Origin of the sequence: Curtobacterium sp. C1, from assembly GCF_021049325.1 — a bacterium.
Lineage (GTDB): Bacteria > Actinomycetota > Actinomycetes > Actinomycetales > Microbacteriaceae > Curtobacterium > Curtobacterium citreum.
Genome location: NZ_CP088076.1, coordinates 150,381 through 163,289 on the forward strand (window position 1 = coordinate 150,381; position 12,909 = coordinate 163,289).

The 12,909-nt window shown below is 67.9% G+C and carries 14 protein-coding genes; 5 read left to right on the plus strand and 9 right to left on the minus strand.

Translation table 11 applies throughout. From position 1 onward, the window contains the following. Nucleotides 1-537: 537 nt before the first annotated feature. The gene (locus LQK89_RS18090; RefSeq protein WP_331000563.1) at nt 538-906 is read right to left on the minus strand and encodes a ketopantoate reductase C-terminal domain-containing protein; all 369 of its coding nucleotides are present in this window, start codon (nt 904-906) and stop codon (nt 538-540) included. A gap of 613 nt (nt 907-1,519) precedes the next feature. Here LQK89_RS18090 and LQK89_RS00790 point away from each other — a divergent pair. Together LQK89_RS00790 and LQK89_RS00795 are read left to right on the plus strand one after the other, a co-directional pair. After that, a complete protein-coding gene (locus tag LQK89_RS00790; protein WP_231049843.1) occupies nt 1,520-1,894 on the plus strand; it encodes a hypothetical protein in 375 nt (124 codons plus the stop codon). A 158-nt stretch (nt 1,895-2,052) separates the two neighbouring features. Further along, the gene (locus LQK89_RS00795; protein ID WP_231049844.1) at nt 2,053-3,330 is read left to right on the plus strand and encodes a hypothetical protein; all 1,278 of its coding nucleotides are present in this window, start codon (nt 2,053-2,055) and stop codon (nt 3,328-3,330) included. A 13-nt stretch (nt 3,331-3,343) separates the two neighbouring features. Here the strand turns inward: LQK89_RS00795 and LQK89_RS00800 are convergent, their stop codons facing one another. From LQK89_RS00800 to LQK89_RS00815, 4 genes are read right to left on the minus strand one after another with little or no spacing between them, the layout of a single operon-like run. Further along, nucleotides 3,344-3,883 (minus strand): hypothetical protein, encoded by a 540-nt coding sequence (locus LQK89_RS00800; RefSeq protein WP_231049845.1) that lies wholly within the window; start codon nt 3,881-3,883, stop codon nt 3,344-3,346. Then, a complete protein-coding gene (locus tag LQK89_RS00805; protein ID WP_231049846.1) occupies nt 3,883-4,851 on the minus strand; it encodes a hypothetical protein in 969 nt (322 codons plus the stop codon). The genes LQK89_RS00800 and LQK89_RS00805 overlap by 1 nt, the downstream gene beginning before the upstream one ends. A gap of 1 nt (nt 4,852) precedes the next feature. Beyond that, nucleotides 4,853-6,100: an ABC transporter ATP-binding protein gene (locus LQK89_RS00810; protein WP_231049847.1), complete on the minus strand. Its 1,248-nt coding sequence runs from the start codon at nt 6,098-6,100 to the stop codon at nt 4,853-4,855. Nucleotides 6,101-6,140: 40 nt separating this feature from the next. Next, on the minus strand, nt 6,141-7,511 hold the full coding sequence (locus LQK89_RS00815; protein ID WP_231049848.1) for a hypothetical protein: 1,371 nt from the start codon (nt 7,509-7,511) through the stop codon (nt 6,141-6,143). A 241-nt stretch (nt 7,512-7,752) separates the two neighbouring features. Here LQK89_RS00815 and LQK89_RS00820 point away from each other — a divergent pair, with 241 nt between their 5' ends. Continuing rightward, nucleotides 7,753-8,502, plus strand: a complete 750-nt coding sequence (locus LQK89_RS00820) for a hypothetical protein (protein ID WP_231049849.1) — start codon at nt 7,753-7,755, stop codon at nt 8,500-8,502. A 417-nt stretch (nt 8,503-8,919) separates the two neighbouring features. Then, a complete protein-coding gene (locus tag LQK89_RS00825) occupies nt 8,920-9,063 on the plus strand; it encodes a hypothetical protein (protein ID WP_231049850.1) in 144 nt (47 codons plus the stop codon). A 10-nt stretch (nt 9,064-9,073) separates the two neighbouring features. On the opposite strand, the gene LQK89_RS00830 is transcribed toward LQK89_RS00825, so the two are convergent. From LQK89_RS00830 to LQK89_RS00845, 4 genes are read right to left on the minus strand one after another with little or no spacing between them, the layout of a single operon-like run. Then, nucleotides 9,074-9,643 carry a GNAT family N-acetyltransferase gene (locus tag LQK89_RS00830; RefSeq protein ID WP_231049851.1) on the minus strand — a complete coding sequence of 190 codons (570 nt, stop codon included), beginning with the start codon at nt 9,641-9,643 and terminating at the stop codon, nt 9,074-9,076. After that, nucleotides 9,631-10,644, minus strand: a complete 1,014-nt coding sequence (locus LQK89_RS00835; RefSeq protein ID WP_231049852.1) for a hypothetical protein — start codon at nt 10,642-10,644, stop codon at nt 9,631-9,633. The genes LQK89_RS00830 and LQK89_RS00835 overlap by 13 nt, the downstream gene beginning before the upstream one ends. Beyond that, the gene (locus LQK89_RS00840) at nt 10,641-11,288 is read right to left on the minus strand and encodes a GNAT family N-acetyltransferase (RefSeq protein WP_231049853.1); all 648 of its coding nucleotides are present in this window, start codon (nt 11,286-11,288) and stop codon (nt 10,641-10,643) included. The genes LQK89_RS00835 and LQK89_RS00840 overlap by 4 nt, the downstream gene beginning before the upstream one ends. A 42-nt stretch (nt 11,289-11,330) precedes the next feature. Beyond that, nucleotides 11,331-11,747 carry a BLUF domain-containing protein gene (locus LQK89_RS00845; protein WP_058742628.1) on the minus strand — a complete coding sequence of 139 codons (417 nt, stop codon included), beginning with the start codon at nt 11,745-11,747 and terminating at the stop codon, nt 11,331-11,333. Nucleotides 11,748-11,901: 154 nt separating this feature from the next. Here LQK89_RS00845 and LQK89_RS00850 point away from each other — a divergent pair, with 154 nt between their 5' ends. Then, nucleotides 11,902-12,807, plus strand: a complete 906-nt coding sequence (locus tag LQK89_RS00850; protein ID WP_231049854.1) for a carbohydrate kinase family protein — start codon at nt 11,902-11,904, stop codon at nt 12,805-12,807. Nucleotides 12,808-12,909 lie beyond the last annotated feature (102 nt).

The following is a 12,909-nucleotide window of genomic DNA, read 5'->3' on the forward strand; positions in this document are numbered from 1 at the left end:
CCCGTGCTGCGCGGCCGAAGTCGTCCGAACTCACACCGGAGTTGGCCCCGCGTGTCGAGCGAACGGGCGGTCTAGTCCAAGGCTTCGTACCTCGACGCCCGTGGCGAGCGAGATTGCGCCGACCACTACTTCGCGCTGCGCAAGCTCTAGATCAGCGTTCAGACGTGGCGACGTATCGCAGACTCCGGGAGTGCAGCCTCGCAGCCATCGGCGCCCGTGGCACTGAGGTATGTCCCTGACCAGCAGGCCCCGGGTAGGGTGACGAGTGAATATCGGCTAAGCACGCCGATCGATCGCGCCGAGGAAGCGGTACATGAAGCTGAAGAACGTGACTCTGACGAACGGAATCCAGGTTTCCATTTCAGAGTCTATCACAGCAATAGTCGGCCCTAATAATGCCGGAAAATGCACCTTCTTGCGTGAGATTCAGCAAGTATTCGCAAGGAGGGGTCAGGCATTCGACCGTGTCCGACTGATCGAGCAAACGAGAGCAGCGACCCAGTCCGTTCCCTTGCTAGGGGTGCTCAGCAGGCTGCTCTACCCGGGGCCGTTGCTTGCTGCTGCGAGGAGGGGCACGAGTACGTCGCTGATGGGCGTGGGTACGCCGCGGGCTCGGCTCTTTCGTTGGATCACGCCGTTGCGGGCGTTCCACTCGAGTGGCTGGCCTGCCTCATGGTCAGTGAGGATCGACGTTCCGTGCTCTGGAGGTGCAGCGCGTAAGGCAGCGAGGATCTGCAAGGCAAGTGCCGACATCGGATCGTTTCGCGGGGCGACCCTGTCCCAGTAGAGGAGTCCGGCAGCGGCGACTGCGCATTCAGCCAGCCGGGTAGCCAGGAGAGCCAACATCAGCCTGTCTGGTTCGAGCGGCAGTGCAGCAGCAGGGAGAGATGTGGAGCCGGGCGGCATGTTCTAGGTCGTACACGGGGCACACCTCGTGCTCACTAAACTGGTCGTGTGGTGCCAGAGCGAGTACCGACCGCAGTCGCGCGACTTTGCGCGCCGTGGCTCCCGTTGCTCGGTAAGCGCTATGCCATCGACATTGCGAGACGACAATTCACTGTCGTCATATCTGTAGTAGTGCAGCTCGTTCTTTGGGTGACAGCTTGGGCTTTCCTAATCTTTCACATCGGGCCTTACTGGATTTTCCTCGTGCTGATTCTGGCGCCCGCTGCAGTGACAATGAGGGCTCTCCTTCAGCTCCTCCGCTTCGGCGCAGAAGTCCGGCGTGATCTAGCGCAGAACGACATCCACGTGCGTGAAATCCTTTATGTCCACCGACCGAGAGATGTGGAGCAGTGGGCCTTTCGGAATAACGTAGACCTTCGTGTGGTTGCCCGAATCGGTGACTACGATTACTGACATTGCAATGTCGGTTAATTTGGGTGTCGTTCCCACGCTTGCTCGGCAGGGTTGAACACGCCACGGCCGACGCTCACTCCTCTCACTGGGTGAGCATCAAAGGGTGTAGTGTGATGTAGGTACCGCGTTAGTCGCGGACGGCCCGACTGCTCCAGGCGGCATGCGCATCGATTCCTCGAAATCGCCGCAGCAGCTTCGGATCGGCAATGATGGAGAAAGCTTCGTCGCGTACCGCCTGCTGCATGAGGTACCTGTCCATGAGGCGCAAAGCTGGTTCGTGAGGAGCTTTGTCACCCTCGATTCGACGGGCAGCTTCACCGACAACTCGACGGAGGGTGAACGCGGCATCGATGATTCGGTCTCGTTCCGGCCGTCGAGCGAATCGCATGCGGCCGAGCAACGACGCGCGGTCGTCGGCGGCGAACTGCGACCTGATCGCAGTGAGCATCTGCTGGGCGGTCATGCTCAAGGAACGGAAGCCGAACTCGTCGCGCGTATCGCTCATGCTGCTTCCCCTCAAGCTCCTTGGCGGTAACGCTATGGGAGGCTCGGCTGGATGCTTGTGCCGGATGTTCGCGAATAGCTGAGGGGTCCGCAAGCCGACGTCTCCGCGGAAGTTTTCTCTTGTTGCGTGGAGGAGGTCGTCCCGACCGGGACACGAGCCTGCCGCCATATGCCTCCTACGATGTAGCGATGGGTACCGGCGACGCGATGGTGGGGACGCGCTCGACGAGTCGGCGTTCCGCGGGCAGGGCGTACCGGCAGCTTTGGGGTCGCCGGGGCGCCGCTGCCCTGCAGGCGGCGCTGGTTGTGGTGGTGGGGTGGCTTCTCGGTCGAGGACTCACGATCACTGGCTTCGCCCTCGCCCAGCATGCGCAGGGGCAGCCTGCAGGATGGGCGCCACTCGCGGCTCGTTGGGACGGTGAGTGGTACGTCATGCTCGCCCGGGACGGGTATCCGCCGACCCTTGATCTGCCGGGCCGGCCGTTCTACGGGCCGTGGGGGTTCTTCCCGTTCTGGCCTTGGACGATCCGCGCGCTGTCCGCGGTCCTCGGCGATCATCCGCTCGCGGCCGCCGCGATCGCTACCGCCATATATGGGCTCCTTGTCACTGCAGGAGTCTGGGTCGCGGCGTATCTCCTCGGCGGCCGACGCGTCGCCCTCGCTTCAACCGTGCTGTTCTCGGTCTTCCCTGGCACGCTCTCCCTGACGATGCCGTACACGGAGGGCTCGTTCATCTTCTGGTCGATCGTCGCGCTGCTCGCGCTCGGCACCGCGCGGGCAGCACCGATGACGGTTACCGCCCACCTCGAAGCAGCCGCTCGCCCGTGGTGGCTGACCGGGTTGGCTGCAGTCGCTGCGTTCATGGCATGCGGCACCCGGTCCACTGGTCTCGCGCTCATCGTTGCTATCGCCGTGCACGCTCTGGTGAGCTGGCTGCGGGGTCGGCGACTGCCGTGGGGACACCTCGTGGTGATCGTCGCGGGCGCGTTGGGTGTGGTGGTCGATTTCATCTACGCGGCGCATCGGACCGGCGACCCGTTCGTCTGGCGTCGCGCACAAGCGCAGTGGAACCAGGTTTTCGACTTCGGGCACGGGCTGCTTGTTGCGTTCACCGAGACGGTGCCGTCGCACGGGGCGGACTACCGCCATTGGGCGGTCATGCTCGTGATGAGCGTCGTCCTCTGCGCCGCGGTGATCCTCGCCGCGGTCTCGTGGCGTCGGATCCCGCTGACGTGGTGGGTCTTCGTTGTGGTGACGCTCGCCTTGGTGCTGCTGTGGTCAAGCGTCGGACCGCGCCCTCGGATGCTGCTGGCGCTGTTTCCGATCTTCATCGCAGCGTCGATGACGCTGCTGCGGTGGCGCGTCGCCGGGTGGGTTCTCATTGCCGCGATCGGCGCCGTGTCCGCCATGGGCACCGTTGCGTACGCGTTCGCGGTCTTCTACCTGCCCTGGCACATCACCGCATAGCCGGGAAATCCGTCTATCGGCGCCGCCGGAGCAGCAGCAGCAGCGCCGTCCCAGCGGCCAGCAGCACCCTCGCCAGCGGAACGACTGATCGTGCGCGCCGCCGTGCGCGGTGTTGATGCGTAATCGGTGAGGTCGAAGGTGGCTGCAGCGCTCGAAGGTGGAGTGCTTGCTGCTGGGTGGGGGAGAGTCGGTCCTGGCGTTGCCCTGCTGCAGAGACGGATCCATCAACGCTTCCGCCGGCGGAGACCACTTCGATCAGAAGCCGGCTCGTCAGCGGCAACGAGGGTCCCGCACGCAGTTGGCGGAGTGTGTGGGGTTTCGCACGGGTCCACCACTCCGCGACGGGAACAGCAGTCCATCGCTGGTCGAGGATCGCGGCGACCACACGGTTCGGCCCCGGGGTGCGGCCGTGACGGATCAGGTAGAGCTGGTTCGTGGCCCACAGTTCGTAGCCGCTGCGGGCACGTTGGGCGTTGTCGATGCTGCTGAAGGGCCCGATCCAGTACGGACCGCGTCCCGACGGGATGTCCCAGTACTCGACCGTGTAGCTCATCAGCGTTCGCCGTGGCCCGTGCTTCCTCGACTGGTCTTCATCCACCGAGTCGATGAGAACCGGTCCGACGCTTCGTTGATGCGGCCGGCGGACCATTCGGGGCGGCTTTTCGCGGGCAGTCGAAGCCACAGGCTGCCGACCGTGTGTTGCCACATGTAGAAGACGTCCTTCAACGGCTTCAAGCCGTGGTACTGGTTCTTCTCCTCGGAGACAAGGGTGATCTCTGTTCGCGCCTTGATGATGCGCCAGTTCTTCGATTTCGCGAAGAACGTCATCCACTGATCCTCGAGATAGGCGTACCGATGGGGGAGCCGGGAGAAGAATCGGTCGTCCGCGACGAGCTCGATGTCGAGCATGGTGCCGCCGGTGCCGGCGTGATCGGGCACGGTGCCGGGTTCGATCTCGGAGCGCCGCCAGTAGGAGCCGTGCAGCTTGAATCCCCACCACGGGATGATGGAGTGGGGAGTCCACTGCCGCTTCAGGTCGCGGATGAAGTACGGGGAGACGTTTTGGTCGTCGTCGAGGGTGACGATCGGTCCCCGGTAGCCGGCGTTCCACATCAGGCGGGCGGCGAGGAAACGTCCCAGCCCGCCGAAGTTGGTGGGGCTGTTGATCAGGTCGATGGCGCGGAGCACGTGCGGCTCTTGGCCGCGTTGCTTGTCGTGCCACTCCCGGATGACGTTCGTGTAGAACGCGGCGTCGTCGGCGTTGTTGTTCCACAGCACCAGGCGGACGGGGCGCTTCCAATCAAGCGCCTCGAGCATGTTGATGATGCCGCGGATCCGTTCTGGGCGGTTCCAGAGGCACATGATGATGGGGACGGCGCCGTCGGTGAACCCGGGGGCGGCAACGCCCTCCGTCGTGTGAACTCCTTGCTCAAGGATCGTGCCGAGCTGTCGCTGCCAGCGGCGGTCCCGGGGGAGGTCTTTGATCAGACGGAACGCGTGTCGAAGCGCTGCTTGCTGCATGTTAGGACCGCCGGATGGGACCGTCGTAGCTGGTCATGGACCCCTTCGCCCAGATGATTCCGGTGCTGGTGTCCTCGTCGGCGACCTTGAAGGTGGCAGCTTCGCGTTCGATGACGATGTGCTCGCCGTTCGCCTTCGCCAGGAACACGTGCACGAAGTACTGGCCGCCGCCGAGTCGCAGGTCGTGGAGGTGCCATTCGATGGTGGCGGTGCCGTCGAGGGGAGTGTGCACGGATCGCAGCATCCGGCTGTCGACGCCGTAGGCGGGGTGACCGAACTGGTTCTCGATCTTGATGCCGCAGTGCCACTCGGGCAGGACGTCCTTGTGCGAGAACGTTGCGCGGATCACCAGGTCGTCGCCGTGCTGGTGCTTCTCGCCGGGTGCGCGGCCGGGGATCTCGAGCTCGACGCGCTCGACCTTGGCGGGGTTCGCGTCCTCTTCCGGGTGCGCGGCCTCGGCCTCGGCGACGCGGCGGCCCTCGAGGATCTCGCGGAAGTTCTTCACCGCGAGGCGCGCGGAGCCCTGGAACTTCACCTCGCCGTGGTGCAGCACGACGGCGGAGTCGCAGAGTTCCTGGACCTGGCCGAGCGAGTGGGACACGAGGATGATCGTGCGGCCCTGCTCCTGGAACTCGCGGATCTTGTCGAGGCACTTCTTCTGGAACTGCTCGTCACCGACCGCGAGGACCTCGTCGACGAGGAGCACGTCGGGGTCGGTGTTGATCGCGACCGCGAACGCGAGTCGGACGTACATGCCCGACGAGTAGAACTTCACCTGGGTGTCGATGAAGTCGCCGATCCCGGAGAACTGCAGGATGTCGGCGAACCGGGCCTCGGTCTCCTCCTGCGTCTGGCCGAGGATCGCAGCGTTCAGGTAGACGTTCTCGCGCCCGGTCAGGTCCGGGTGGAAGCCCGCGCCGAGCTCGATGAGGGCGGCGAGGCGACCGCGGCGCTCCACCGAGCCGCTGGTGGGCTCGAGGATGCCGCCGATCGTCTTGAGCAGCGTCGACTTCCCGGAGCCGTTCGGGCCGAGCAGGCCGATCGTGGTGCCGGCGGGGATGTCGAGGCTGATGTCCTTGAGTGCCCAGAAGTCCTCGCTGTGGCGACGGCCCGCGCGACCCAGCGTGACGACGCGCTCCTTGAGCGAGTTGTCCTTGCGGATCGTGAACCGCTTCGACACGTTCCGCACGGTCACGACGTCGGGGGCGTCGGCGAAGGGGGAGGTTGTCTCGCCCAGGGCACTAGTCATCGGAACTCTCCTCGCGAGGGACTCACCTCGGCACGCAAGGCTACCTTCGTCCTGTTGGAACAAGAGAATCGCCCGAGCCGTCCGAGGGTGCATCGCTCGGGGGCACTGCGCTGGTTGATGGCATGTCCGCTGCCTGGTGAACTGACCGGCGGCCGTCCCGTGTGTTCGGGCTGGCTGGCGTCGCCTGCAGGAACGTGACGATGAGCGCGAGGAGCAGGCCGGCGCGCCCCCAGACGCCGATCGCGAGCGCCTGGTTCGCCCACGTCGACTCGAGGTTTCCAAGCGAGGTGTAGAACAACACGCGGTACCACCCGATGAACGCGGCAAGGTCCATGACGAAATAGGCGATGATCCAGGCGAGCCGGATCCGCAGGACTGCGAAGAACGGCAAGAGCCACAGGACGTACTGCAACGAGTTGACCTTGTTGAACACCATGTAGACGCAGAGCATGGCCGCTGCAGCACCGATCCACGGCACGGAGCCCCGTCGCTTCCCGATGACGGCGGCGGCAGCGAGAACCAGCAGGAGGCCGAGCGCGGTGGCACCTGTGGCAAGGAGCCCCATGAGGTGTTGGGTCGTGCCCGTGGGGGACGCGGACCACGGCAGAAGCCCCCAGTACCAGACCGACAGCGTCGATGCGCCGATCATGCGATGCGCTTGGAATTGGAAGACCGACAGCCAACCGTCGAAGTTGATGAGCATGAACGGGAGGTTCGCTGCGAGAAGCGTCGCCGCGGCTGCGCCGAGGACCGCAAGGCAGTTGCCCACCCGACTTCGTGCTGGCGCTGACTGGTCGAAGAGGAAGGTCAACGCGAGCGGGGCCGCGAACGTGACCGGGTACAGCTTGAACGCCCCACCGATCCCGAACGCGACCGCTGCGATGACTGCGCGGGTCAGCGGCGACCACCGTCGCGGACCCGCGAGCGCTATCGCGAGTCCGGCAGCCGTGGCAGCGACCGGGAGAAGATCCCAGTTGTAGAGCCCGTACAGCAACAAGGGCGGGGTCGCGGCAAAAATCCACGCACGACGACCCGCAACCTGCTGCAACCAAAGCACCGTCAGCGCGACCACGGGAAGGAAGGTCAGAGCAGTGACGGTGAGGAAGCCGGCGGCGCTCGACACCGGCAGCGCGCTCAACCACACCCAGACGCCGGTGAGCGTCGGGTACTCGACCGTGCCGCCGTGAACCGCAGGCAGCGGGGTTGCGGTGTACCAGCCATGGACGTAGGGGAAGACGTGGCTCCCGAGGTCTCGAAGGTTGAACAGCGTGAGCGTGTCCGAGTAGCAGGCGAGACGGTAAACGTGCGTGTCGTACCGGTCCGCGGGGTTGCCGATGCCTGCACCGAGCGTCGAGCAGGAGAGCTTGTGGCCGTAGCTGAGGGCGACCAATAGCAGCGCAACAGCAACCATCACCCACCGCTCGACCCCTCTAAGGGGTCGCGTCGCTGGAAGTGATTCTGGCAGTGACGGCAAGGCTGTTCGTGTCCGTTCCGATTCGGTGAGGAGGCGGCGACGAGCGGCACGACGCGGGCTGCGCTTAGATCCGCAGACGGTCAGGTCTTGCTGCTCGGAGCCTGCCTACGGTACGACAAAGGCAGGCATCGGCGCCTGCAGGCGACTCCGGCTCGTCGCCGTCTGCGAAGATGCGGCCATGCGATCGATCGGCCGAGACGGCACGGTGGTCCTCGAACGGCCTGAGGACTACGACGACGATCTCGCCGTCGCCGTCCAGGCCACGCAGTTGGACGTGTCGAGATCGATGGCAACGCGCATCGTCGCGGAGTGGTGCGATTTCTTCCGCATCGGGCCGAGCCAGATCCGGGAGCTCGAGTTCACCAGCCGGACCCCGAAGCGGCTCTTCGCGGCCCTCGAAGGTCAGACACAGCTCCAGTCCCTGATCACGAAATGGGGTGACTACGACGACCTCGCTCCACTGGGCGGTATGCGGTCGCTGGAGACCCTCGAATTGCACAGCGCCCCAGCCCTGATTGACCTGAACCCGATCGCCGACATCCCATCGCTCCGAAGCCTCGTGTTGATCGGCACGTTCCGCGTACACGACTACAGCCCGATCGGAGCCTTCAAACGCCTCGAGTACCTCGCTGTCCACCCAGGCACCGAGCGCGGGAAGTCGACTACACCAAACCTGGAGTTCCTCACCGAACTTCCGATGCTGCGCGACCTGAGCTTCGGCGTCGAACCCGACGACCGCGACTGGTCACCGATCCTGCGCCTACAGCACGTCGATCGCATCCACATCGCGGGCCCCACAGACATGCGCCCGACGATGCTCGACCTCGAGTGGGCTGTCCCTGGCGTCGCTATGGCGATCACCGAGCAGCACGACTGGGACGAGAGCCATCATTGGGTCGAGGATCACCCCAGCGACGAGAGTCCATAGCCGCTGCTGCGGCCCGATCCTGCTGGCGGCTCGTCAGGCCACTGGCATCGTCGGAACTACGGCTCCTAGCGTGTCCAAACTGACACAAGACACATTATCAGCGCTCGCACCGATGGTGCGGACAACATGGCTGTCGCGATCGCTCGCCGGGTCCCGGTCCTGGCCCTGGCGCTTGGGGCGGCGTTTGGGAACGGTCCCGCACTGCGATCATGCTTGCTTCTGGGCAGCGCCGTAGAGGTCTGCCCGTGGTGCAATTTGGTGCACCGCCACCTGTCCACCGCTGGCTCAGCTTGGCTCGATCAGCCGGCGGAAGCCCCGTGTCCACAGCGATCCGACCATCGGTCTCGTCCGTGCGGAGGCGCGGAGATGGGTTCAAATCCCACCGGTACCGCCACAGGAAACCCCCTGTTCGCCACGATGACCCTGGGTGACGAGCGTGCGATCGACGCGGTCGCGACGATCCAGGGTGCCCTGATCCCGGCGCGCGCCCACGACGACGACACGACCCTGCTGTCGATCCTCGCCCGCGTCGAGCGCCGCCTGCTCGCGTCCCACCGCTGAGCAGCCCGACTCACTCGCCCGCGTCGAACCGGCCGAGGAACGGCGTCACCCGCCCACTTCGGTGGTCCTCCCGCAACAGCCCGTACGCCACCGAGTCCCTCGGCGCCGAACCCTCGACGGGCCACGCCCGCCGGTACTGCGCCTCCTGGACCCACCCGCACCGGACCAGGACCTTCCGCATCGCGACGTTGTCGTCCCGGGTCTGCGCCTCGAGCCGATCGACGTCGGGGTACCCGGCGAACACGGTGCCGGCGAGCGCGCGGACGACCGGCACGCCGAGCCCTCGCCCTCGGGCCCGCTCCGCGAGCCGCACGTCGATCAACGGTGCGCCGTCGTCCAGGTCGTCCAGGGCGACCATCCCCACTGCCGCGCCGTCGGCCTCGACACGGAACAGGGCGTGCGCCGGACCCGAGAAGTCCCCGTCCGCGACGCGCCGCTCGACCCCGTTGCGCGTCGGGGCCGACGTGACGTGGAACGGGAAGCGGTTCGTGGTCAGGAAAGCGACGAGCCATGACCGACCGACCGGGTGCGCCAGGTCCACCGGGAGCAGCGTGACGCTCGGCGCGGTCACGGACCGCACACCGCCCCCGTGACCGGGCACCGGTTCCCGTCGAGCTCGTCCGTGTACTCGTCCCCGTCCCCGAGCAGCACGTGCCGGTACGCCGCGTCACCGATCGGCTCGGCCGACCGGACCGCGGCCCGCAGCACCGTCTCGTCGACCGCGCGCAGGGCACTCACCGCGACGAGGGTGTCCCCGACGACGGCGGCGACCTCGTGTCCGTGCGCACTCGTGCGGACCACGACCCCGTCCGTGGTGGTGCACCCGGTCTCGGGCTCCGACGCACCGTCCGGACCGACGCCCTCGAGCGCCCGTCCGCACGACGGCGCATCCGCGGCAAGGGTGACGACGGTCAGGTCGTCCCCGCTCGTGTTGCCCGGGTAGTGCGCCGGGGAGGCGGGGGAGGAGAACACCTGCAGGAAGCCGGGCAGCCGCCGCTCGATGTTCGCCTCGAAGTCGGAGCCGTAGCCCGGCGGCGAGATCGTGACGGGGCGGAAGTCGGCGCCGATCGCGACCTGTGCCCGCGCGATCGCCTGCTGGTCGCGTTCGACTGCGCGGCCGTGCGCCTGCACGCCGAGCACGGTGACGAGCGCGGCGACGGCGAGCACCGCGGTCCCGCCGGAGACCAGCCCTGCGAGCCTCGGCCGACCGGGGTGCACCAGGAGCGCGGGGACGGCTCCGACGACCGCCCCGATCAGGTACGGCAGCGGCGACGGGGCGAGCAGCAGCGGACCCGGCGACGCGACGACCCACGGGACGACCTCTGTGACGAGGGCGCCGGGCACCAGCACGAGCGCCGTCGCCCCGAGCCACCAGGCGCGGCGACGACCGGTGCCCACGAAACCGCAGAGGCCGAGTCCGACACCGGCCAGGACGGTCACCACCGGCAGGGCGACGAGGCCGCCGACGCCGGTGAGGAACAGCAGGACCACGCCGACGTGCACGAGGTACGCCGCACCGATCCCGACGAGCGTCGCCGACACGACGTGCCACCACGGCCGTCCTCCGGAGCGGTCGTTCACGACACACCCGGCTCGAGCGTGACCCACTCCTCGTCGCGGACGTACCCGAGCGCGGTGTTCGCGGCGATGATAGCCGGGTTGTCGGCTGAGCCCCCGGTGCGGAACCGGGTCACGCCGGCGTCGAGGAGCGCGAGGACCGATGCGGCCTTCACCGCGGTCCCGATCCCGCGCCCGCGGTGGCCGGCAGCGACCACCGTGACGTCAGTCGCCGCCGAGACGGAAGCGGCAGCGGAACCGGCAGCGGCATCGGAACCGGCATCGGAACCGGCAGCGGCACCGCCAGCACCGACCAGCACGTCGACGAACGTCATCCCGACGAGGTCGTCCCCGGACCACACCCCGAACCCCCGCCGCGTCGCCGAGGGTGTCGCACGCTCCCGGTCGAACGGCTCGTGCCGCGTCGCGACGCTGCCCGGGTAGTGCCCGATGGTCGCCGCGTCGAGGGCGAGCACCGCGTCGACGTCGGCGTCGTCGAGCGCGCGGACCGTCAGCCCGGCCCGGTCGACCAGGGAGCGGAGCCGCGCCCGGTCGACCGCGTCACCGTCGAGCTGCGCCCCGAACGAGCGCGCGACGACCCGCCATCCCCGCCGTTCCAGCTCGACCCGTCGCGGCGCATCCGCCGGCAGCACCACCACGTTCCCCACGCCGCGATCCTGCCACGGCCCGTGGTCACACCGGGGTCACGATCAGCCGCGGGGTCGGAACCAGCGGATCAGCTCGCGGAGCGCCGGCAGCGACGTCACGGAGTCCCCGTCCGCCGCGTCGAGGTCGTCGAAGGTGGTCCGGTACCCGGGCGCCTGCTCGACATCGGTGTCCGCTGCCGGGTAGCCCATCGTCCACTCCGGGAACTGCCGTTCCTCGATGACCTCCTCGAGCAGCACCGTCACCTTGGTGTGCCGAGGGTCGTGCTTGATGGTGTCCATCTTGCGTCGCACGGCCTGGTCCGGACCCTCGAGCAACTGCAGGAAGTAGCCGTTCCGGAACAGGAGCACCCCCGTGATGTCGTTCTCGGCGTTGGCCCGACGGCTCTGCGCGAGCAGCTGTGCGAGGTCGGCGTCGTCGAGCGCGTCGGTGGCGACGCTCGAGTAGGTCAGGGACAGCATCGGGACTCCATCTCGACGGTCGGGTCGGGTACGGCCGAGTCAACTCCCCGGCCCAGGTCCGGCACACGGGAACCAGGGGACGGACGGGAGGATCGTGGCGCGTCTGTCACGCCGCTGCCGTCACGGAGCGGGCACCTCTGTCAGGCTGGTCGCCATGAGCAGCGTCATCGTCATCGGAGAAGCCCTGGTCGACGTCGTCGACCGCCCCGAGGGGCGGTCCGAGCACCCCGGTGGCAGTCCGATGAACGTCGCGGTGGGCCTCGCCCGGCTCGGTCGCCCGGCCCGGCTCGTCTGCGCGCTCGGCGACGACGACCGCGGCGCCGCGGTCCGTGCGCACGTCGAGGCGAGCGGTGTCCGGGTGGACGCGACGGCGGTCCCGCGGACCTCGACGGCGGTCGCGACCATCGCCGCGGACGGCGGGGCCTCGTACGACTTCGACCTGGACTGGCGGATCGACCCGGTCGACGTCCCCGAGGGCACGCCGCTCGTGCACGTCGGGTCGATCGGCGCGGTCCTGCAGCCGGGTGCTGCGACGGTGCTCGACGCCGTGTGCGCCCGACCCGCCGGCACGCTGCTTTCCCTCGACCCGAACGTCCGGCCGTCGATCACGCCGGACCGCGACGCCGTGCTCGCGACCCTCGAGCCGCTCCTGGCCGAGGCCGACGTCGTGAAGTGCAGCGACGAGGACGCCGCGTGGCTCTGGCCGGACCGGGACGTCGACGCCGTGCTCGACGGGCTGCTCGCGGCCGGTGCGACGCTCGCGGCCGTGACGCTCGGCGGCTCGGGGTGCGCGGTCGCCTCCCGCGGAGCCCGCCGACGGATCGCCGCTCCCGCGGTGACGGTGGCGGACACCATCGGCGCGGGGGACTCGTTCATGGCCGGGCTGCTCGCCGCCGTCCTCGCGACCGGGACCGCGCCGACGGACCTCGACGAGGACGACCTCGGGCGCCTGGCCGGGCTCGCCCTCGCGTGCGCCGCCGTCACGGTCTCCCGCCCCGGCGCGGACCCGCCCACCACGGACGAGCTGCCCGCCGACGTCCGTCCCGACGCGACCCCCTGACGGACGGGAGGCACGGTGCCAGCCGGCACCGTGCCTCCCGTCCGTCACCCGGTCCGTGGCGGACCGCAGCCCGTCAGACCGCAGCTCGTCGGACCGCAGCGG

What these genes read in the sequence shown, in the direction of transcription:
- LQK89_RS00845 (WP_058742628.1), bottom strand. Translation starts at nt 11,747, where the DNA reads ATGCTGTCCCTGACCTACTCGAGCGTCGCCACCGACGCGCTCGACGAC.
- LQK89_RS00850 (WP_231049854.1), top strand. Translation starts at nt 11,902, where the DNA reads ATGAGCAGCGTCATCGTCATCGGAGAAGCCCTGGTCGACGTCGTCGAC.
- LQK89_RS00800 (WP_231049845.1), bottom strand. Translation starts at nt 3,883, where the DNA reads ATGAGCTACACGGTCGAGTACTGGGACATCCCGTCGGGACGCGGTCCG.
- LQK89_RS00815 (WP_231049848.1), bottom strand. Translation starts at nt 7,511, where the DNA reads ATGGTTGCTGTTGCGCTGCTATTGGTCGCCCTCAGCTACGGCCACAAG.
- LQK89_RS00810 (WP_231049847.1), bottom strand. Translation starts at nt 6,100, where the DNA reads ATGACTAGTGCCCTGGGCGAGACAACCTCCCCCTTCGCCGACGCCCCC.
- LQK89_RS00795 (WP_231049844.1), top strand. Translation starts at nt 2,053, where the DNA reads ATGGGTACCGGCGACGCGATGGTGGGGACGCGCTCGACGAGTCGGCGT.
- LQK89_RS00805 (WP_231049846.1), bottom strand. Translation starts at nt 4,851, where the DNA reads ATGCAGCAAGCAGCGCTTCGACACGCGTTCCGTCTGATCAAAGACCTC.
- LQK89_RS18090 (WP_331000563.1), bottom strand. Translation starts at nt 906, where the DNA reads ATGCCGCCCGGCTCCACATCTCTCCCTGCTGCTGCACTGCCGCTCGAA.
- LQK89_RS00820 (WP_231049849.1), top strand. Translation starts at nt 7,753, where the DNA reads ATGCGATCGATCGGCCGAGACGGCACGGTGGTCCTCGAACGGCCTGAG.
- LQK89_RS00790 (WP_231049843.1), top strand. Translation starts at nt 1,520, where the DNA reads ATGCGCATCGATTCCTCGAAATCGCCGCAGCAGCTTCGGATCGGCAAT.
- LQK89_RS00825 (WP_231049850.1), top strand. Translation starts at nt 8,920, where the DNA reads ATGACCCTGGGTGACGAGCGTGCGATCGACGCGGTCGCGACGATCCAG.